This window comes from Variovorax sp. GW821-FHT09D04 (genome assembly GCF_059416405.1).
Genome location: NZ_JBWKPA010000001.1, coordinates 299,823 through 319,403 on the forward strand (window position 1 = coordinate 299,823; position 19,581 = coordinate 319,403).

The 19,581-nt window shown below is 65.4% G+C and carries 16 protein-coding genes, 1 tRNA gene and 1 pseudogene; 9 read left to right on the plus strand and 9 right to left on the minus strand.

Annotated features, from left to right (window positions below; genetic code table 11):
* Positions 1 to 147 precede the first annotated feature (147 nt).
* From AC07O4_RS01440 to AC07O4_RS01470, 7 genes and pseudogenes are all read left to right on the plus strand, one after another.
* Positions 148 to 963, plus strand: a complete 816-nt coding sequence (locus tag AC07O4_RS01440) for a MetQ/NlpA family ABC transporter substrate-binding protein (protein WP_495303532.1) — start codon at positions 148 to 150, stop codon at positions 961 to 963.
* A gap of 126 nt (positions 964 to 1,089) precedes the next feature.
* Positions 1,090 to 2,194 (plus strand): peptide chain release factor 2 gene (prfB, locus tag AC07O4_RS01445; protein WP_095950518.1). Its coding sequence is split into 2 segments (ribosomal slippage): positions 1,090 to 1,170 and positions 1,172 to 2,194, totalling 1,104 coding nucleotides; the frame shifts between segments, so codons are not numbered across the junction.
* 3 nt (positions 2,195 to 2,197) lie between these two features.
* The gene (locus tag AC07O4_RS01450) at positions 2,198 to 2,887 is read left to right on the plus strand and encodes an HAD family hydrolase (RefSeq protein WP_070062371.1); all 690 of its coding nucleotides are present in this window, start codon (positions 2,198 to 2,200) and stop codon (positions 2,885 to 2,887) included.
* Entirely contained in the window at positions 2,871 to 5,570 is a 2,700-nt protein-coding gene (gene pepN / locus AC07O4_RS01455; protein WP_495303533.1) for an aminopeptidase N, read from the plus strand. Before AC07O4_RS01450 ends, pepN begins: the two co-directional genes overlap by 17 nt.
* Positions 5,571 to 5,593: 23 nt before the next feature.
* Positions 5,594 to 6,607 carry a class 1 fructose-bisphosphatase gene (locus tag AC07O4_RS01460; RefSeq protein ID WP_070062369.1) on the plus strand — a complete coding sequence of 338 codons (1,014 nt, stop codon included), beginning with the start codon at positions 5,594 to 5,596 and terminating at the stop codon, positions 6,605 to 6,607.
* Positions 6,608 to 6,632: 25 nt separating this feature from the next.
* Positions 6,633 to 6,708 (plus strand) — tRNA-Thr (locus tag AC07O4_RS01465).
* A gap of 226 nt (positions 6,709 to 6,934) precedes the next feature.
* Positions 6,935 to 7,192, plus strand: a pseudogene (locus tag AC07O4_RS01470) (helix-turn-helix domain-containing protein); the annotation flags it as partial.
* A gap of 58 nt (positions 7,193 to 7,250) precedes the next feature.
* Here the strand turns inward: AC07O4_RS01470 and AC07O4_RS01475 are convergent.
* Positions 7,251 to 8,489, minus strand: a complete 1,239-nt coding sequence (locus AC07O4_RS01475; protein WP_495303534.1) for a KAP family P-loop NTPase fold protein — start codon at positions 8,487 to 8,489, stop codon at positions 7,251 to 7,253.
* A gap of 105 nt (positions 8,490 to 8,594) precedes the next feature.
* On the opposite strand from AC07O4_RS01475, the gene AC07O4_RS01480 reads away from it, so the two are divergent.
* A complete protein-coding gene (locus AC07O4_RS01480) occupies positions 8,595 to 9,053 on the plus strand; it encodes a hypothetical protein (protein WP_495303535.1) in 459 nt (152 codons plus the stop codon).
* Positions 9,054 to 9,412: 359 nt separating this feature from the next.
* Here the strand turns inward: AC07O4_RS01480 and AC07O4_RS01485 are convergent, their stop codons facing one another.
* From AC07O4_RS01485 to AC07O4_RS01505, 5 genes are all read right to left on the minus strand, one after another.
* Positions 9,413 to 10,879 carry an amidohydrolase family protein gene (locus AC07O4_RS01485; protein ID WP_495303536.1) on the minus strand — a complete coding sequence of 489 codons (1,467 nt, stop codon included), beginning with the start codon at positions 10,877 to 10,879 and terminating at the stop codon, positions 9,413 to 9,415.
* 59 nt (positions 10,880 to 10,938) lie between these two features.
* The gene (locus AC07O4_RS01490; RefSeq protein WP_495304020.1) at positions 10,939 to 11,700 is read right to left on the minus strand and encodes a sulfite exporter TauE/SafE family protein; all 762 of its coding nucleotides are present in this window, start codon (positions 11,698 to 11,700) and stop codon (positions 10,939 to 10,941) included.
* A 2-nt stretch (positions 11,701 to 11,702) separates the two neighbouring features.
* Positions 11,703 to 12,953 (minus strand): MFS transporter, encoded by a 1,251-nt coding sequence (locus AC07O4_RS01495; protein WP_495303537.1) that lies wholly within the window; start codon positions 12,951 to 12,953, stop codon positions 11,703 to 11,705.
* Positions 12,954 to 13,036: 83 nt separating this feature from the next.
* Entirely contained in the window at positions 13,037 to 13,924 is an 888-nt protein-coding gene (locus tag AC07O4_RS01500) for a polysaccharide deacetylase family protein (RefSeq protein WP_495303538.1), read from the minus strand.
* A 25-nt stretch (positions 13,925 to 13,949) separates the two neighbouring features.
* Entirely contained in the window at positions 13,950 to 14,681 is a 732-nt protein-coding gene (locus tag AC07O4_RS01505) for a fumarylacetoacetate hydrolase family protein (RefSeq protein ID WP_495303539.1), read from the minus strand.
* Between the two features lie 122 nt (positions 14,682 to 14,803).
* Between AC07O4_RS01505 and AC07O4_RS01510 the strand changes: the two genes are divergently transcribed.
* Positions 14,804 to 15,781, plus strand: a complete 978-nt coding sequence (locus AC07O4_RS01510) for a helix-turn-helix domain-containing protein (RefSeq protein ID WP_495303540.1) — start codon at positions 14,804 to 14,806, stop codon at positions 15,779 to 15,781.
* Between the two features lie 182 nt (positions 15,782 to 15,963).
* On the opposite strand, the gene AC07O4_RS01515 is transcribed toward AC07O4_RS01510, so the two are convergent.
* The 3 genes from AC07O4_RS01515 to AC07O4_RS01525 form a co-directional block, all read right to left on the minus strand.
* The gene (locus AC07O4_RS01515) at positions 15,964 to 17,124 is read right to left on the minus strand and encodes an acyl-CoA dehydrogenase family protein (RefSeq protein WP_495303541.1); all 1,161 of its coding nucleotides are present in this window, start codon (positions 17,122 to 17,124) and stop codon (positions 15,964 to 15,966) included.
* 133 nt (positions 17,125 to 17,257) lie between these two features.
* Positions 17,258 to 18,625 (minus strand): MmgE/PrpD family protein, encoded by a 1,368-nt coding sequence (locus AC07O4_RS01520; RefSeq protein WP_495303542.1) that lies wholly within the window; start codon positions 18,623 to 18,625, stop codon positions 17,258 to 17,260.
* Positions 18,622 to 19,557: a polysaccharide deacetylase family protein gene (locus AC07O4_RS01525; protein ID WP_070061253.1), complete on the minus strand. Its 936-nt coding sequence runs from the start codon at positions 19,555 to 19,557 to the stop codon at positions 18,622 to 18,624. Before AC07O4_RS01525 ends, AC07O4_RS01520 begins: the two co-directional genes overlap by 4 nt.
* Positions 19,558 to 19,581: the final 24 nt, after the last annotated feature.

Consider the following 19,581-nt stretch of genomic DNA (forward strand, 5'->3'; position numbering starts at 1 on the left):
CAAATCGGCTCGTGCTTATATGAAAAATCAGATAAGAAAGACCACATGGAGCGAGTGGACGCCATATCGATATGAGGATTGGTTCGTTCCCGATCCGCGGCGGCAATGCCACATTCGGCGCCTTCATTTCTTCGATTTCGCGCCACCATGCATTCCACTTTCCGCCGCCGCGGCCTCATGCTCGCCACCCTCGTCACCGCCCTTTTCGCTGGCGGCACCGCCTTTGCGCAGGACAACAAGAACACCGTCAAGGTCGGCATTTCCGTCGGCAGCGCCGAGCAGGTGTTCGAGGTGGTCAAGAAGGTCGCAGCCAAGGACGGCCTGACCGTCCAGGTCGTGGTGTTCAACGACTACCAGCTGCCCAACGCGGCGCTGGCCGCCGGCGACCTGGACGCCAACGCCTTCCAGCACCAGCCCTTCCTGGACAACCAGATCAAGGCGCGCGGCTTCGACCTCGTGCCCGTGGGCCTGACCATCACCGCGCCGCTGGGCTTCTACTCGCGCAAGATCAAGTCGATCGACCAGCTGGCCGACGGCGCCTCGGTCGGCATCCAGAACGACCCGTCCAACGGCAACCGCGCCCTGCTGCTGCTGCAACAGGCCAAGCTCATCACCCTCAAACCCGAGGCCGTGAAGAACAACAACGCCACGCCGCTGGACGTGGTGACCAACCCCAAGAAGCTCAAGCTGGTGTCGCTGGACGCCGCCCAGCTGCCGCGCTCGCTCGACGACCTGGCCATTTCGGCCATCAACAACGACTACGCCGAGAAGGCCGGCCTGTCCTTCGGCAAGGACGCCGTCATCAAGGAATCGGCCCAGAGCCCCTACGCCAACCTGATCGCCGTGCGCCGCGCCGACAAGGACAAGCCCTGGGCCAAGCGCCTCGTGGCGGCCTACCAGTCGCCGGAGGTGCGCAGCTTCATCGAGACGCAGTTCAAGGGGTCGCTGATTCCGGCGTTCTGATTCCGGTGCCCGCGCCTTCCCCCCGAGAGGGAAGGCGCAATACAGGGGCGCTGCCTGGCGGGTTGGCGGACCGTGAGAAAATGACGGGTTCCCCCGAACACCAACCTCACACAGTCAGGACACCCCATGGACGCAGAACAGATCAACCAAATCGGCGCAATGCTCGCGGACCTGAGCGTCCGTACGGTCGATTTACGGAGGTATCTTTGACTACGATGCCAAAGCTGAACGACTGAGGACAGTCAACGCATCGCTCGAAGACCCGAACGTCTGGAACGACCCCAAGAAGGCCCAGGAACTGGGCAAGGAAAAGAAGTCGCTCGACGACGTGGTCGTCACGCTCGACCGGCTCACCAACGGGCTGTCGGACAACACCGAGCTCTTCGAGATGTCGAAGGAAGACGGCGACCTCGATGGCCTGCAGGCCATTGCCGATGACGCCGCCACGCTCGAAGCCGACATCAAGCAGCTCGAATTCCGCCGGATGTTCAACAACCCGGCCGACCCGCTGAACGCCTTTGTCGACATCCAGGCCGGCGCCGGTGGCACCGAGGCCTGCGACTGGGCCAGCATGCTGCTGCGCCAGTACCTGAAGTACGCCGAGCGCAAGGGCTTCAAGACGCAGATCGAAGACGAAACGCCCGGCGACACCGCCGGCATCAAGGGCGCGACCATCAAGGTCGAGGGCGACTACGCTTTCGGCCTGCTGCGCACCGAGACCGGCGTGCACCGCCTGGTGCGCAAGTCGCCGTTCGACTCGTCGGGCGGGCGCCACACCAGCTTCGCATCGATCTTCGTGTACCCCGAGATCGACGACTCGATCGAGATCGAGATCAACCCTTCGGACGTGCGCACCGACACCTTCCGCGCCTCGGGCGCCGGCGGCCAGCACATCAACAAGACCGACTCGGCCGTGCGCCTGACGCACATCCCGACCGGCATCGTCGTGCAGTGCCAGGACGGCCGCAGCCAGCACAGCAACCGCGACGTGGCGTGGAAGCGCCTGCGCTCGCGCCTGTACGACCATGAGATGCGCAAGCGCCAGGAAGAGCAGCAAAAGCTCGAGGACAGCAAGACCGACGTGGGCTGGGGCCACCAGATCCGCAGCTACGTGCTGGACAACAGCCGCATCAAGGACCTGCGCACCAACGTCGAAGTCTCGGCCACGCAGAAGGTGCTCGACGGCGACCTCGACGTGTTCATCGAAGCCTCGCTCAAGCAAGGCGTCTGACCGATGAGCCTGAACACCGGCAGGGTCGAAGCCCTGATCTTTGACATGGACGGCACCATGATCGACTCCATGCCCTGGCATGCGCGCTCGTGGGTGACCTTCGCGCAGCGCCACGGCGTGCAGCTCGACGTGAGCGAGATCCTCGCGCGCACCACGGGCCGCACCGGCACCGAGAGCATGCGCGAGCTGTTCGAGCGCGAGCTCTCCGATGCCGAGTGCCAGGCGATGGTCCACGAGAAGGAAGAGATCTACCGCGAGCTCTTCCACGACAACTTCACCGAAGTGGCGGGCTTCACCGCCTTTGCCAAGGCCGCGGTGGCACGCGGCCTGAAGGTGGCGGTGGGCACGGCCGGCGACCGGCACAACATTGCGTTCGCCATGTCACGCCTGAAGATGGACCCGCTGCCGCTGGCCATCGTCGGCGGCGACGAAGGCTTTTCGGGCAAGCCCACGCCCGCGATCTTCCTGGAAGCCGCGCGCCGCATCGGCGTGGCGCCCGAGCGCTGCATCGTCTTCGAAGACGCGCCCTTCGGCATCGAAGCCGCCCGCCGCGGCGGCATGCGCGCCGTGGCCGTGTGCAGCACCCATACGGCCGCCGAGCTGGCCGGCCCCCACGTGATCGCCGCCGTTCGCGACTACAACGAACTGGCCCATTCGAATTTTCTGGAGACCCTCGATGCTGCTTCAGCGTGACGCCCAAGGGCAACCCATTGCCATCCGCCGCGAAGACTATGCCGCGCCGGCGTTCTGGATCGACACCGTCGACCTGACCTTCGACCTCGACCCCGCCAAGACCCGCGTGCTCAACCGCATGCAGCTGCGCCGCAACCCCGAGGTGCCGGCCCAGCCGCTGCGCCTGGACGGCGACGAGCTCAACCTGGCGCGCGTGCTCGTGAACGGCCAGGGCGCCTCGTTCCGCATGGAAGGCGACCAGCTCGTCATCGACGGTCTGCCCGACGCGTTCGAGCTCGAAATCTTCACCACCTGCTGCCCCATCAAGAACACCAAGCTGATGGGCCTGTTCGTGAGCGAAGACACCTTCTTCACGCAGTGCGAGGCCGAGGGCTTCCGCCGCATCACCTACTTCCTCGACCGTCCCGACGTGATGGCGATGTACACCGTCACGCTGCGCGCCAGCAAGGCCGCCTACCCGGTGCTGCTGTCGAACGGCAACCTGGTCGACCAGGGCGAGCTGCCCGAGGGCCGCCACTTCGCCAAGTGGGTCGACCCCTTCAAGAAACCCAGCTACCTGTTCGCCCTGGTGGCGGGCAAGCTCGTGGCGCGCGAGCAGCGCATCACCGCGCGCAGCGGCAAGGAGCATCTGCTGCAGGTGTACGTGCGCGCCGGCGACCTCGACAAGACCGAGCACGCCATGAACTCGCTGGTCAACTCCGTGCTGTGGGACGAAGCCCGCTTCGGCCTGCCGCTCGACCTCGACCGCTTCATGATCGTGGCCACCAGCGACTTCAACATGGGCGCCATGGAGAACAAGGGCCTGAACATCTTCAACACGAAGTACGTTCTGGCCAACCAGGCCACCGCCACCGACGCCGACTACAGCAACATCGAAAGCGTGGTCGGCCACGAGTACTTCCACAACTGGAGCGGCGACCGCGTGACCTGCCGCGACTGGTTCCAGCTCTCGCTGAAAGAAGGCCTCACCGTCTTCCGCGACCAGGAGTTCAGCCAGGACCTGTGCGCCGATGCCTCGGCCCGCGCCGTCAAGCGCATCGAAGACGTGCGCGTGCTGCGCACCGCCCAGTTCCCCGAAGACGCCGGCCCCATGGCCCACCCGGTGCGGCCCGACAGCTACATCGAGATCAGCAACTTCTACACCGTCACCATCTACGAAAAGGGTGCCGAGGTCGTTCGCATGATGCAGACGCTGGTCGGCCGCAAGGGCTTCGAAAAGGGCATCACCCTGTACTTCGAACGCCACGACGGCCAGGCCGTGACCTGCGACGACTTCGCCCAGGCCATTGCCGACGCCAACCCCGATTCCGAACTGGCCCGCCTGCTGCCCCAGTTCAAGCGCTGGTACAGCCAGGCCGGCACGCCCCGCCTTGCGGCGCACGGCGTGTACGACGCGCAGAACCGCAGCTACACCCTGAGCGTGGTGCAAAGCTGCCCGCCCACGCCGGGCCAGCAGACCAAGGAACCCTTCGTCATCCCGCTGAACATCGGCCTGCTCGACGCCGCCACCGGCCGCGAGCTGCCCATGCAGCTCGAGGGCGAAAGCGACGTCGCACGCGGCACCCGCACCATCGTGCTGTCGCGCGCCGGCGAGCAGATCACCTTCGTGGGCCTGGACGCCGAGCCCGTGCCGTCGATCTTGCGCGGCTTCAGCGCGCCGGTGATCCTCGACTTTGCGTACACCGACGCCCAGCTGCTCACCCTGCTGGCCAACGACCCCGACCCGTTCAACCGCTGGGAAGCCGGCCAGCGCCTGGGCCTGCGCGCCGCACTGCAAGCCATTGCCGCGCACGCCACCGACACCACGCCGGTGCTGAACGACGCCTACCTCGACGCCATGCGCGGCGTGCTGCGCCACCCGCAGCTCGACGCCGCCTTCAAGGAACTGGTGCTCACGCTGCCGTCGGAAACCTACATCGCCGAGCAGCTCGACGTGGTCGATCCGCAGCGCGTGCACCTCGTGCGCGAAGCCATGCGCGCCCAACTCGCCACCACCCTCTTCGCCGACTGGGAACAGGCCTACGAAGACAACAAGGACACCGGCGCCTACACGCCCGACCCGACCTCGTCGGGCCGCCGCGCGCTGGCCGGCATGGCGCTCAACTTCCTGTGCCTGGCGGCGCGCGCCTCGGGCGACACCGTGTGGCCCGGCAAGACCCTGCAGCGCTTCAAGGACGCGGGCAACATGACCGACCGCTTCAACGCGCTCAACGCCCTCGTGTCGTCGGGCCACACCCTGGCGGCGCAGGCGCTCGCGCGCTTCCACGCCATGTTCAAGGACGAGGCGCTGGTCATCGACAAGTGGTTCTCGCTGCAGGCCGGCGCCAGCGACCGCGGCGGCGACATCCTGCCACTGGTGAAGCAGCTCATGAAGCACCCCGACTTCTCGCTGAAGAACCCCAACCGCGCGCGCAGCGTGATCTTCAGCTACTGCAGCGGCAACCCCGGCGCCTTCCACCGCGCCGACGCCGCCGGCTACGTGTTCTGGAGCGACCGCGTGATCGAGCTCGACGCCATCAACCCCCAGGTGGCCGCCCGCCTGGCGCGCGCGCTCGACCGTTGGAGCAAGCTGGCCGAGCCGTACCGCAGCGCCGCACGCGAAGCGATTGCCCGCGTGGCCGCCAAGCCCGACCTCAGCAAAGACACCCACGAAGTCGTCACCCGCGCCCTTGCCGGAAACTGAACCCACCGAACCCCACAAGATCCATGGCTCAACAAAAAATCTCCTTCACCCGCTACCTCGTCGAGCAGCAACGCGCCGACGGCCTCATTCCCGGCCAGCTGCGCCTGTTGCTCGAAGTGGTCGCCCGCGCCTGCAAGAGCATCAGCCAGGCCGTCAATAAGGGCGCGCTGGGTGGCGTGCTCGGCACCGCCGAGAGCGAGAACGTGCAGGGCGAAATCCAGAAGAAGCTGGACATCATCGCCAACGAAGTGCTCATTGAAGCCAACGAATGGGGCGGCCACCTCGCGGCCATGGCCAGCGAAGAGATGGAAACCATCCACGTGGTGCCCAACCGCTACCCGCAGGGCGAATACCTGCTCATGTTCGACCCGCTCGACGGCAGCAGCAACATCGACGTCAACGTGAGCATCGGCACCATCTTCAGCGTGCTGAAGAAGCCCGACGACACCCCCGGCGTGCAGGAAGCCGACTTTCTGCAACCCGGCAGCCAGCAGGTGGCTGCCGGTTACTGCATCTACGGCCCGCAGACCACCCTGGTGCTCACCGTGGGCAACGGCGTGGCCATGTTCACGCTCGACCGCGAGCAAGGAAGCTTCGTGCTCACGCAGGAAGACATCCAGATTCCGGCCGATACGAAAGAATTTGCCATCAACATGAGCAACATGCGCCACTGGGACGAGCCCGTGAAGCGCTACATCGACGAATGCCTGGCCGGCAAGGAAGGCCCGCGCGGCAAGGACTTCAACATGCGCTGGATTGCCAGCATGGTGGCCGACGTGCACCGCATCCTGATGCGCGGCGGCGTCTTCATGTACCCGTGGGACAAGCGCGAGCCCGAAAAGGCCGGCAAGCTGCGCCTGATGTACGAGGCCAACCCCATGAGCTGGCTCGTCGAGCAGGCCGGCGGCGCCGCCACCAACGGCAAGCAGCGCATCCTCGACCTGAAGCCCACCAAACTGCACGAGCGCGTGAGCGTGATGTTGGGTTCGCGTCACGAAGTGGAGCGTTTGACGCAGTACCACGCCGAGAAGCCTTGATTTCTTGGCTATAATCTGAGGCTTCGCCGGTGTAGCTCAGTCGGTAGAGCAGCTCATTCGTAATGAGAAGGTCGGGTGTTCGATTCATCTCTCCGGCACCAAATAAAAAGCCCCTGATTCGCAAGGATCAGGGGCTTTTTTCATTTGCGATAGACAAAGCTGCACTCACCGGCACGCATCTCTTGGCAAGTCGCGCAATCAGCGCACCGTGACGGCCGGCCTGTTGATTGCCGCCGAAATTTGACCCAGTTAACGCAGTAATTTCCGTCTAAGACTGACCCACGTAAAACCCTACCCTGCTGATTTTTAGAGCAGGGGATCCTAGGAGTGATAGACGTGGCGACATTGAGTGTCATCAGACGCTGGGCCCTGCGCGAGCAGATGTCCATTCGCGAGATAGCCAGGCGTACAGGCCTGTCTCGCAACACCGTAAAGAAGTACCTGCGAGCCGGCGATGAAGAGCCGCGCTACGCCAAGCGGACGAGTTCAAGCAAGCTCGATCCCTATGCCGAGAAGCTCGCAACCTGGCTCGCGATCGAGGCCACCAAATCGCGGAAACAGCGGCGCAATCTGCGGCAGATCCACACACTCAATCTAAAAAGGAGAACATCAAGCACTTATCCACACCGTGAAGCCGTCAGGCTCACAAAGCGGGTGGGTCAGTATTGAATGGAAATCTAGGGTCAGAGGTCGGCGGAATCCAACACGCATGGATCTGATTCATATCACCAGGGTATGAGTACTCAATGGCGGCCTCAAACAGGGCTGCTTCTCGTGCGGCCGCACCCTGATCGAGTGCCAAGAGTTCGCTGAACCGAACTTCGTCCATCGTCTTCAGCAAGATGAGATATGCGGAAACCCTCGGCCACTGATCAGTGCTCAAGATGGCTATCTGAGCAGCAAACTGGATTGCTTTTTGCAGAGCTCGGAGACTTGGATTCAAGACGCCACTTGCCTGAACCATGGCAGCGCGAAAGTCATGGCTGGCAGCCGCGCTCGGCAGGTGTATATCTGCAACCGCTCGAACGAAGTTCTCGTATCTGCCGCCGACCCCGTTAGTCCTAGATTCTCCTAACTGAAGCGGCACATTGAACGCGACGAACTTTGCGAGGTAGTTGGTTGCATCGGTACGACGGCCGTAAGTGTGCCGAATTGATTCGTGAATCGAGTGAGAATTCCAGAAGAGCATGAAGACGACGTTCTCTGCGCCGAAAAGGTGCTTGATCCGTTCAAGCACTTCTAACGCAAAAGATGGGCGGCATCTGTCAAGCTCGTCAACCAGCACGACCAACGGGTGATCCAGCTTACCGGTTAGCTCGCTGAGCATCTGCATGAAATTTTTCTGAACGCGCTCGGTGGCGGAGTAGGAATCGAAGAGCTTCTCGACGGCTTTTTCCGAGAACGACCCTGCGCTGTCTTTGAGCGCACCTACAGCGCCTTTGGTCAACTCGTCAGTGTCGTCCGCGGAGAGCCCGATGGCTCGGGCGCCAAGGGTAATTCCTGCCTTGGCCGCGACTGGAGCTGCGCTCTTGAGCACCGCTCCCGCCGCAGCTAGGAACTTCTTCTTCACGGCTGAGGTCGGCTTGAGTGCTTCATAGATCGCTGCCGCAATCACCGCGAATGGGTCATCGTGGTGGTCATATCGGAAGACATCAATTGAAACTACCGGCCGTGCCCCTTCGGGGCCACGAAGCCGCCGAGCCAGTTCGGTTGCGATCCAAGTCTTGCCGTCGCCCCATTGAGCATCGATCGCAATGACTCTGGGTGTGGCCAGGTGCTCCGAGGGCACCTTCGCGAGTACCTCGATGTTGCTCTCCAGCGCGGCCAGGAACGCCCCTCGATTGAGATGGTCGGGGGATTGCGGCTCTGAGGGGGGCGACATTCGTGGGCTCCAACTGAAAGCGGGAATCCTAGCGTTAGAGGGTAGGTTCATCACGACCGAAAAGCCCGTGTTCAAGCTTTCTGAGGATCAGCGCTAGAAAGGCGCATGCCTGAACCCCTCGGCCGCCGCCACCCTCTGTTCCTCCGGCTGACCAAGTCGATCGATCCGATCTACCCCGACGCAGTGACTCCCGTGGCTTGGGACGATGACGAAGCGCTGGAAGAGGTGGAGGGCGTGGTCTATATCGTCACGCGGCAGTGCGCTCGGATGCGAGCCTGGGCGCGACAATTACGCGCGCTGCACCAGGCCGACGAGACCTACAAGACGGAGGAGGGCATCAGCCCACTCAGTGCGGCGCCGTTGAGGGAGCCCGATTCGATGTTCCCGATCGAGCTTTGGGTAACGCCTGCCTCGTCGGCCAGTCGCACCTGGCTCCAGCCAATCGCGCATCTTGATTCTTTGATGCGGCTGCCAATGGACATGGGGTGCTATCGCTTCGCACCGTTGAGGCCGCGTGCCATCGTGAGCATTGCGACTTGGTGCCCATCGTTGAGCGAACGATAGATCTGGAGCAGCTCTGCTTCTTCAGGGCTGACGACAGCTTGAGCTGGAAACGACGTTGTGCCCGCATGCGGCTCGATGTCGCGCTCGATGCGGCTCGCTGCTTTCGTTCGAGCCACGCCGCGCTGGCCAGCCTCACGCTGCTGCTGCCCGTGCCCGAACCGGGGCTCGATTGGCAACTGGCCGGCGACGCCGATGCAGTCCGGATGCTGGTGGCCGCTGCAGCGGGCGCGTCGCCGTCCGCTGCAGGCCTTTGTGACTCGGTGACCCGGTTTTCCGGTGTCGGCCGGCTCCGGCGGCCAGCGGGGCGCCAACCGCTCGACCGCCGACGTGTACGCCGCGTGCGAATGGCCGCAGGAGCTTCAGGCCTTCAGGGCCTCGCTCGCCGCAGCGCGAATCCGGTCCGCCGATTGCCGCGCGCGCCGCATGATGCCGCGCGTGTCGTAGGCCAGCAACCGCCCGTTGCGCTTCACGATCCGCCCGTCGACCATCACGGTGTCGACGTTGGCCGCACTGCCGCTTTGCACGATGGCGGTCTCGACGTTGCCGACCGGGCCCATGTTCAGGTCCTGCGTGCGCACCAGGATGAGGTCGGCGCGCTTGCCTTCGGTGATCGAGCCGGTGACGTCGCCCAGCCCCATCGCGATGGCGCCGTTGAGGGTCGCCATCTCGATCGCCTCGGGCACGCCGATCGCCTTCGACTGCGCGCTGGGCGTGCCGGCCCACGGCACGCCCAGGTTCCAGGTGAAGCGCATGGCCTCGAACATGTCGGGTGGTGCGATGGAGGTCGCATCGCTCGACAACGAAATGGTCAGGCCCGCGTTGCGCATCGCGAAGAGCGCGGCGCGTGCATCGCCGGTGCTGCTGAGCCGCAGCTCGGAATGCGTGGCAAAGGACAGCGGCGTTTTCGTGCGTGCCATGGCCGCCAGGTCGGCCGTGCTGGCGGGCACGTAGTGCGCGAGCATGAAATCCGAGCCCAGGTAGCCGCGCCGTTCATAGTCGACGGCATCGACGTTGTTCGGTGCCTCCTGCGGTGCGTGGATCGCAACGGGCAATCCGCTGGCCTTGGCGGCCTTCATCTCTTCGTGGAACACGGCGTCGGTGCTTTGCTGCGGGCCGCGCAGGTTCAGCCCCAGGTGCACCAGCCCGTCGAAAGGCGAACGCTCGCCGAACCATTCGCGCCGCACGCGCGCCAGGTCCTCGTAGCGGTTGAGTTCGTCGGCGGGCATCTTGTCGACGTGGCCGTAGGCGTAGCGGGCGCGCAGCAGCGAGTGCTGGTGCGCACGCAGTTCGGCATCGGCATGGGCGGGGGAGCGGGTGTTGTGCGACCAGTTGTGCACGGTGGTGGTGCCGCCGTTCGCCAGCTCGGCGCAGCCCAGCATCACGCTGTTGTAGAAGTCGTCGGGCGTGTACAGGGTCGAGGTCGCGTTCTTGGCGGGGTAGTACGAGAAGCCGCCGTCGCGCGCGGTGAAGCTGCGGCCGATGGCGCTCCACATGTGATAGTGCGAATTGACGAAGCCCGGCATGACGATCATGTCGGTCGCATCGATGATCTCCGTGCCAGCCGGTGCGCTCAGGCCGCGCCCGATCTTCTCGATCACGCCGTTGCGGACCCATACGTCGGCGCGCGGCAGCACGCCCTTGCTGCGGTCGACCGTGATGACCGCGCCGTTGCGGATCAGGTAGCTGCCGCGCCGGATGGCGGGCGATGCGGGCGCACGCGCTGTGCGGGCCGACACCGACGCCGAGCCGACGAGCGCCGGCGCACCGGTGGCGGCGACCATCAAGGCGCCTGCAAAACGGGTGAAGTCTCTTTTGGTTGTTTGCATGTCCAGACCCAATAGTTGCCAGTGATTGAAGTGATGGAAAGAGGAGGCGAAAGCCCCGCTCAGTACGCCTTGAGAAGAAACGCCGCGGTCATCGCCAGCCCCGTCAGCACGACGAAGCCGCGCACCACCTCGGGCTTCAGTCGCCGTGCGAGCATGCCGCCGGCATAACCACCCACCGTGGCACCGAGGGCCATCCACAGCGCGTGCGTCCAGACGATCGCGCCGCTGGCCGCGTAGATGGCGACGGCGATCAGCGTCAGGATCGCGGAGACGAAGTTCTTGATGCCGTTCATGCGGCCCATGTCCGTGTGCCCCAGTGCACCAAGCACGGCGAGCAGCAGGATGCCGAGGCCGCCGTTGAAGTAGCCGCCATAGACGGCGACCGCGGCGATGCCCAAGTCGGCGATCCAACGGCCTCGCGGCTTGTGGTTGTTGTCGGCGGCGGCGAGCCTTCGGCGTACCAAGCCGGGCCCGATCGCGAAGAGCAGCGTCGCGGCCAGCAGAAGCCACGGCACGATGCGGGCAAAGGCATGGTTCGAGGTCGACAGCAGCAGCACCGCACCGGCCGCGCCGCCGAGCACCGACAGCACGCCCAGCCGCAGGAGCGAAGGCGACATCGGGCCCGACAGCTCCTTGCGCAATGCCCAGGCACCGGCCAGGTAGCCCGGCAGCAACGCGGCGGTTCCGGTGGCGTTGGCCGACACCAGCGGCACGCCGACCATCGCCAGTGCCGGCAGCGTCAGGAAGCTGCCGCCGCCCGCCACGGCATTGAGTGCGCCGGCCAGGGCCGCGGCGCCGCCGAGCAGCACCCCGTCGAGCAGCATCACGGCTTGCGTGCCGGCAGCGACATGCGGTCGGTGTGCAGCAGCAGCGTGAGCAGCACGCCGACAGCCGCCAGCAGCGTGATCTGCACCAGCCCGGCCGTGCTCCAGCCGAAGCGCGAGGCGATGCCGCCGATGACGAAGCCCGCGACCGCACCCGCGCCGTACAGCGTGGTGACGAACACGCCGGTGGCGCGGCTCGTGAGCGAGGCATGCACCGCCTTGATGTGATACCCCGCCAGGTTCACGTACAGCACGCCGCTCACCACGAAGCCCCACGCGAAGGAAAGCGCCGACTGCGCCACCATGTCGGTCGGGCCCGAGAACATCAGGAAGCCCAGCAGGCCGGTGCCCACGAAGCTCGCCGACAGCACGAGCTTGGGATGGAAACGGTCGCCGAGCCAGCCGCCGAAGATCGATGCGAACACACCGAAACCGAAGGTGCTCATCACGCGGCCGGTGTCCGACGGCGTGTAGTGCAGGTGCTCGCGCAGGAAGGTCGGGTACATGCCCAGGTAGCCGTAGATGCAGAGCCCGCCGATGACGCTCATGCCGGTCAGCAGGGCCGTGTTGCGGTTCCACAGGGTGGTGGCGCCGCGCTGGTCGACGCGCCCGCCGGTGGCCGCCACGTTCTCGGTCATGCGCTTGCTCACGGTGAGTGCGATCACCGCCATGGCCGCGAAGCCCGCGACGCCGAACACGATGAGCGGCAGGCGCCAATCGCGCTCGACGCCGATCAGGTGGCCGCCGAGCAGCGGCCCCAGGATCGCGCCCATGCCGAAAGAGAAGTTGATGGCGCCTACGGCGGTGGCCCGGTAGCGCGCGAAGTAGCTCGCGGCAATGGCGATCACTACCGTCAGTTGCATCGCTTCGCCGATGCCGGTGACGGCCCGGTAGACGATCATGTCGGCGAAGCCGTACGAGTAGGCCGCCAGCAGCGTACCCAGCGAGAAGATCGCAATGCCGATCTGCAGCACCGTCTTGCGCGACAGCCGCGCCAGCAGATAGCCGGTCGGAATTCCGGCCACGGCCATGCCCAGCGTGAAGATGGTCGACAGCAGGCCGGTGTCGGCCAGGCTGAAGCCGAACTCCTTGCGCACGTCCGCGGCGATGAGTGGAAAGATCTGCCGGTCCATCGCGTTGAGCGCGTACGAGGCGAGCAGCACCAGGAACATGCCGATCTCCAGCGCGGTGATGGGCGCCTCGCGGCGCGCGCCACCGGCCGGTGAAATGACCGAGGTTGAGGAATGCACGTGTTGTCTCCTTCTCGTCGAGCGAGAAATCTGTTTGTTGTTCGTTCGTTGCCCAGAGTCGCCGGCGCTGTGCCGGCGAAGGTTCACGCGGCGGTGCTAGCTGGGCTTGCCGCGCCGTACCAGTCGAGGATCTGCTCGCCGGTCATGAAGGCCACGCCGTCATGCGTCTGGATGTGCGCCAGCGCTTCTCGGAAGTAGCGCAGGCGGTGCGGCGCGCCCATGATGTAGGGGTGCACCACCAGCGCCATGACGCGGGCCGAGTCTTTCGCGTCTGCGTAGAGCTGTTCGAACTGGTCGATGGCGCGGTCGCGGTATTCGCTGGCCTTGTGGTGCTGGATCAGCATCATTGCCACGTCGTTGCATTCCTGCGTGTAGGGCACGTTCACGATCGTGCCGCCGTCGCGTGTCTTCAGCCGTACCGGCTGATCGTCGAGCACCCAGTCGCACACGTACTCGTAGCCCTGCTCGGCCAGGATGTCGGGCGTGTGCCAGGTCTCGGTGAGCCCCGGGCCGAGCCAGCCGCGCGGGCGCTTGCCGGTGTAGGCGCGAATGGCCTCGGTGGTCTTGGCGATGTCCTCGACCTCGTCGGGGACCTTTTGCATGTTGCGCTGCCCGAAGCCGTGGCCGATGAACTCCCACTGGCGTTCCTTCGCCGCCTTGGCGATGGGCTCGTAGGCGCCGATGGCCGAACCGTTGATGGCGAGCGTGGCGTTGATGCCGAGTGCGTCGATCACTTCGAGCATGCGCCAGAAGCCGACGCGGTTGCCGTACTCGTGCCAGGCCCAGTTCGGGATGTCGGGCATCGGCGAACCACCGGCCGGTGGTGTCAGCACGGTGCGGGGCATGGTCTCGTCGATGTTCCATTCCTCGACGTTGACGATCACCCAGACGGCCAGTCGTTTGCCGCCGGGCAACTTCAGTGCGGGGCGATCCGCGATGGACGAGTACGAGATGCGTTCGAGTGGTTTCATGGTGTCTCCGTGTGCTGTTGCGGGCTCAGACGATCTCGACCTGCAGGGGCGCGAGCCCGTCGATGCGGCCGGTGAGCTTGTCGCCGCGCTGCACCGGGCCGACCCCTTCGGGCGTCCCGGTGAAGATCAGGTCGCCGGGCAGCAGGCGGTATTGCTTGGACAGCTCGCTGACGATCTCGTGGACATTCCAGATCATCTTTTCGAGCACCGAGTCTTGCCGCACCGCGCCGTTGACCGAGAGGTTGAGTGTTCCCGAGCGGATGTGCCCGACCTTCGCCACCGGATGGATCGGGCCGCAGGGCGCCGAGTGGTCGAAAGATTTGCCCTGTTCCCATGGCAGGCCGCGCTTGTTGCATTCGCGCTGGCGGTCGCGCCGGGTCATGTCCAGGCCCGCAGCGTAGCCAAAGACGTGATCCAGCGCGTCCTCGGGCGTCACGTTCGACGCATGAGTGCCGATGGCCACGACGAGTTCGAACTCGAACTGGAAATCGTCCGTCAGCGTGGGGTAGGGCACGCGCCCGTCGGTCACCACCGAGTCGGACGGCTTCTGGAAGAAGAACGGCGGATCGCGCTCGTCGCCTTCCTTCATCTCCCGGATGTGGGCCAGGTAGTTGCGGCCCACGCAGTAGACGCGGCGCACCGGGAAGCGTTGGTCGCTGTCCACGATGTCGATGGACACGGGCAGGACTTGCAGGGCGTCGGTATTTGCGGGGACATCGGTCGCTTGCGCGAATTCGGCCGTCGGTTGGGGGGACATGGGTTTGTCTCTCTGGAAGGTTGGGAAAGGAGTGGCTAGAGTCTAGGAACGAGGCCTTCTCACCTCAACGCGCAGGCTTGCGCAAAGATATGCAATCCTTGCGATCTTGAGATCAGCTCTTCATGCCACCCACGCCTTCCCTCGACGAATTCGTGCCGCCGCCCCGCGCCGGTGCCGCGCGTGCCACCATCAGCAACTACACGATGGCGGCGCGGGCACAGCGCGCCTATTTCGGTATCCACGACCAGAGCAACTGCCTGCCGAACCCGGTGCCGCACCGGCATGAGTACTTCCAGATCTACGTCAACACGCGGGGCGAGACCACGCACTACATCGGCGGCAACCAGCGCGCCATCGGCGCCGGCACGGTGAGCTTCGTGCTGCCCTTCCTGGTTCATTACATTCCGAACGCGGCCGACGGCGTGTTCCATGTGATCAACATCAGCAAGGATTACCTGCTGCCGTCGCTGGACCTCGACGTGTTCGAGCTGTCGGAGGTGCCGTTGTCACGCGCGCCCGAGCTCGCGCCTTTCCGGTTCCAGCATTGCCTGGATTTCCGCTTCGATGAAACCGAGACCCACCAGCTCCAAGCGCTGTGCGAACACATGGCGCAGGAAGCGCAGCGGCCGCCGGGCGAAGACACCGCCAGCCACCTGCTGATTCGCAGCCATCTGCTTCACCTGATCGGCATGGTGTGGCGACGTTACGGCGAGGAGTTTCGCAACTGCGAGGCGCAGGGGATGGCCCTGCAGTCGTACCGGCCGGCGGTGCTGCGCTGCATCCGCTACATCAGCCGCAACCTCGCGCAGGAGCTGACGTTGGGCGATGCGGCGCATGCGAGCCATGTGTCGCCAACGCATCTGGCCCACCTGCTGAAGAGCGAAACGGGCAAGACCTTCCTGGAGCTGGTGACCGAACGCCGGATCGAGCGCGCCAAGACGCTGCTGGTCTTTACCGGCGCCTCTGCGGCGGAGATCGGCGAAAGCACCGGTTTCGGAGAGCCGACGCAGTTCGCGCGCCGTTTCGGGCAGATCGTGGGGGCGACGCCTTCTGCGTACCGGCGGCAATTTCAGCGAGGAGGGAATCGGACGTGGGACTGACGGCGCGATGCTCCCAGTAGCAATCAGGCTCTCGAGCTTGACGTCGGTGGCTGCGAGTCCGACGTGGGCATTCGTTGCATGGCAGTCCTTCGCGTACGGCGGCTCCAGACGGGTTGCTGACACTCAACGTAGCCCACCTGAGTCTCCGCTTCCACTTGTGTTGCAGCCCCAGCCTGGCTTCTTCAGAACGAGCGCGGCAGACCGAGCAGATGTTCCGCGACATACGCGAGGATCAGGTTGGTCGAGATCGGCGCCACCTGGTAGAGCCGGGTCTCACGGAATTTGCGTTCGACGTCGTACTCGTTGGCAAAGCCGAAACCGCCATGAAACTGCAGGCACGCATTGGCGGCCTCCCAGCTGGCCTTGGCGGCCAGGTACTTCGCCATGTTCGCTTCCGCGCCGCAAGGCTGCCGGGCGTCGAAAAGCTCGCAGGCACGCCAGCGCATGAGGTCGGCGGCTTCCACCTCGATGTGGCTCTCGGCAATCGGGAACTGCACGCCCTGGTTCTGACCGATCGGGCGGCCGAAGACGACACGGTCTTTCACGTACCCGGTCACGCGGTCAATGAACCACTTGCCGTCGCCGATGCATTCCGCGGCAATCAGCGTGCGCTCTGCGTTGAGTCCGTCGAGGATGTAGCGGAAGCCCTGGCCTTCCTCGCCGATCAGGTGGTCCGCCGGAATCTCCAGGTTTTCGATGAACAGCTCATTGGTCTCGTGGTTCACCATGTTCGCGATCGGCTGTACGGTCAGGCCGTTGCCGATGGCCTGGTGCAGGTCGACCAGAAAGATCGACATGCCTTCGGATTTCTTCTTCACCTCGGCCAGCGGCGTGGTGCGCGCCAAGAGGATCATCAGGTCGGAGTGCTGCACGCGCGAAATCCACACCTTCTGCCCGTTGACGACATAGGTGTCGCCCTTGCGCACGGCCGTGGTCTTGATCTTCGTGGTGTCGGTGCCGGTGGTGGGCTCGGTCACGCCCATCGACTGAAGCCGCAGCTCGCCGCTGGCGATCCTTGGCAGGTAGCGGCTTTTCTGCGCCTCGCTGCCGTGGCGCAGCAGCGTGCCCATGTTGTACATCTGGCCGTGGCAGGCGCCGGAGTTGCCGCCGCAGCGGTTGATCTCCTCCATGATCACCGAGGCTTCCGCGAGCCCGAGGCCGGAACCGCCGTAGGACTGCGGGATCAGCGCTGCCAGCCAGCCCGCGGCAGTCAGTGCATCGACGAAGGCTTCGGGATAGGCGCGTTGCTCGTCGATCTTGCGGTGGTAATCGTCGGGAAATTCGGCGCACAGCGCGCGCACGGCGTCACGGATGTCCTGGTAGTTGTCGGAAGAACGGTTCATGGTGTATCTCGATGGCAGGGTGAGTGGGGCATTGGCCGCGCGAGCGCGCGCATCCCTTGCGGCCACGAGGGCGCAATGAACGACCGATGCAGGGAACGGAAAGAAGCGAAAGGGGCCGAGCGGCCCCGGGGTGTCAGGCGGGCGCCGTCATAAGTGGGATGAGTTCGCGCACGTCAGGCAGTTCTTCGAGCCGGCGCAGTGCCGAATCCAGTGTTTCGGCCTGGGACGGCGGCAGCCGCGGCTTGGCCGAGGCGCAGCAGGCCATGAACTTGGCCTGCTGATCCGGTGCGGGCAGCGGCCGGCCGGGGCTGCCGAGAAAGTGCGGCACGGCCAGCCGCAGCGTGTCGCCCCGTTTGAGCACCACCTCGACCACTTGCGGACCCAGGGCGTTCGGATTGGGGTTGCCGTCGTCCAGCACCTCGACCCGGCGTGCCAGTTCGAAGGTGCGCGTGTCGTTCAACGCGGGCGGGTCGAAGGCCTCGATGCCCACCCGGCCCTTGCGCAGTGCCGTGGCCACCACGTAGCCCATGCTGAGCTTGGCGCTGGCCGAGTCCATGCCAGGCTGCGCCGGCCGCCCCACGAGTCGCGCGATCAGCGCCGAGGCATGCACGCGCACGGTTTCCACGTCGTCCGCTCCGAAGCCGTGCGTGGCCATGAGATCGACGACCGCATCGACGCCCGCATGGGTCGCGCGGCCGGTAGGGTAGGGCTTGTGGCTCATGCGCGCGATCTGGAAGACCTGGCCGACGTCGTTCGCCACGTCGGCCCAGCGCGACTGGCCGAAGTCATAGAGCGCGAAGTAGCCGAACGGGCCCTCCAGGATGTCTCGCGGTCCCGGGAAGCCGGCACGCGCCAGTTCGAAGGCGGTGACGGCTGCGCGTGCGTTCAGGCCCACCTGCAGGCCGACCGCGGGCGAGCCCTCGGCATGGGCCTGCATGGTGCCGGAGAGATGGCTGTACATGAGGCCGAGTGCGTTGTGCATCGTGTCGGCGTCCATGCCGGCGAGCTTGCACAGTGCGGCCGTGGCGCCGAGGCCGCCGCACATGGCAGGGCGGAAGAAGCGCATCGGCGCACGCTGCGCCAGCGCGACGTAGATGGCCACGTCGAGTCCCAGCGTCACCGCCGTGATCAACGCCTTGCCCGAGACGCCGCCTTCGCGTTGGGCATAGCCGAGCGCGGCCGGCACGATGCAGGCGAAGGCGTGGACCACGGCGACGTCGTGCACCGCATCGAACTCCTGGTTGAACACCTGGTAGGCGTTGAGCATCACGGCCGACGGAAAGGGCAGCTTCTCGCCGCTGCCCCAGACCGTGACAGCGTCGCCGTCGCCCAGGGACTGCGCGGCTTGCTTGAGGGCCGGCATGCGCGGATGGCGCGAGCCGGAGATGCCGACGCCGATGGTGTCGTAGATGAACATCCGTGCCGCATTCACCGCTTCGGGTGGCAGGGAGTCGAAATCGCGCGAGCGCACGTGGGCGATGAGGGTGTCGATGGCGTTCATTGAGGCATCGGGACAAAGGGGACGTCGCCGGACCGGGCAACGAGCGGCGCCGGCGCGGGGACCTGCGCGGCGTACCAGTCATGGAGGGATGAGCCCGTCACCACCCGCACCATCGGGTGCGCGAGCAGCAGGTCCAGCATGGCTTCGAAATCGCCGAAGCGGTGGGGCACGCCCATCAGGTGCGGATGCAGCCCGATGGCCAGCACCCGGGGCTGGCCCAGGCGGGCGACCTCGCGCGCAAAGACCTCCAGGGTGCGTTCGAGCCGCAGCTTCATCTCGGGCGACGAGTGCTTCTCGACCGCATAGATCACCGAATCGTTGACCTCCAGCATGTAGGGCAGGGCCATCAGCGAACGGTGCTCGGTTTGCATCCAGCACGGCAAGTCGTCCAGGCACCAGTCGAACACATGGTCGATGCCGGCGGCGGCGAGGATGTCGGGTGTGTCCGCCGCTTCGCGCAGCCCGGGCGAGAGCCAGCCGCGCGGACGAACGCCGGTGAAGGCGGCGATGCGGTCGAGCGACTTCACGATGGCTTCCGCCTGGGCGTGCCCGTCGAGTTGCGCCAGCGACTGCTGCTGCACCCCGTGGCCGATGAACTCCCAGCCGGCCTCCAGGATGGCCTGCGCGGCACTCGGGTGCGAGTCGATCACGGAGGCGTTGAGGCTGGCGGACGCGCGCAATCCGCGACTGCGCAGCGCCTCGATCATGCGCGGCAGCCCGCAGCGCAGGCCGTACTCGGCCCAGCTGAAGTTCGGCACGTCGGGCACCGTCTCCTTGCCGTGCGGCGGCGTCAGCAGCGTGCGCGGCATGGGGCGGTCGAAAGGCCAGTGCTCCACGTTCACGACGATGTGCGCGAGGATGTGGCCGCCGTCCAGCGGCATCAACGGCGGGCGCTCGGACGAGAGTTGAAAGGGGACGCGTGGATTGCTCATGACAGGTTCTCTTGCAGGGTGGCG

Excerpts from the sequence above, each read along its gene's own strand:
- AC07O4_RS01440 (WP_495303532.1), top strand. The coding sequence starts at position 148 with ATGCATTCCACTTTCCGCCGCCGCGGCCTCATGCTCGCCACCCTCGTC.
- AC07O4_RS01450 (WP_070062371.1), top strand. The coding sequence starts at position 2,198 with ATGAGCCTGAACACCGGCAGGGTCGAAGCCCTGATCTTTGACATGGAC.
- pepN (WP_495303533.1), top strand. The coding sequence starts at position 2,871 with ATGCTGCTTCAGCGTGACGCCCAAGGGCAACCCATTGCCATCCGCCGC.
- AC07O4_RS01460 (WP_070062369.1), top strand. The coding sequence starts at position 5,594 with ATGGCTCAACAAAAAATCTCCTTCACCCGCTACCTCGTCGAGCAGCAA.
- AC07O4_RS01475 (WP_495303534.1), bottom strand. The coding sequence starts at position 8,489 with ATGTCGCCCCCCTCAGAGCCGCAATCCCCCGACCATCTCAATCGAGGG.
- AC07O4_RS01480 (WP_495303535.1), top strand. The coding sequence starts at position 8,595 with ATGCCTGAACCCCTCGGCCGCCGCCACCCTCTGTTCCTCCGGCTGACC.
- AC07O4_RS01485 (WP_495303536.1), bottom strand. The coding sequence starts at position 10,879 with ATGCAAACAACCAAAAGAGACTTCACCCGTTTTGCAGGCGCCTTGATG.
- AC07O4_RS01500 (WP_495303538.1), bottom strand. The coding sequence starts at position 13,924 with ATGAAACCACTCGAACGCATCTCGTACTCGTCCATCGCGGATCGCCCC.
- AC07O4_RS01505 (WP_495303539.1), bottom strand. The coding sequence starts at position 14,681 with ATGTCCCCCCAACCGACGGCCGAATTCGCGCAAGCGACCGATGTCCCC.
- AC07O4_RS01510 (WP_495303540.1), top strand. The coding sequence starts at position 14,804 with ATGCCACCCACGCCTTCCCTCGACGAATTCGTGCCGCCGCCCCGCGCC.
- AC07O4_RS01515 (WP_495303541.1), bottom strand. The coding sequence starts at position 17,124 with ATGAACCGTTCTTCCGACAACTACCAGGACATCCGTGACGCCGTGCGC.
- AC07O4_RS01520 (WP_495303542.1), bottom strand. The coding sequence starts at position 18,625 with ATGAACGCCATCGACACCCTCATCGCCCACGTGCGCTCGCGCGATTTC.
- AC07O4_RS01525 (WP_070061253.1), bottom strand. The coding sequence starts at position 19,557 with ATGAGCAATCCACGCGTCCCCTTTCAACTCTCGTCCGAGCGCCCGCCG.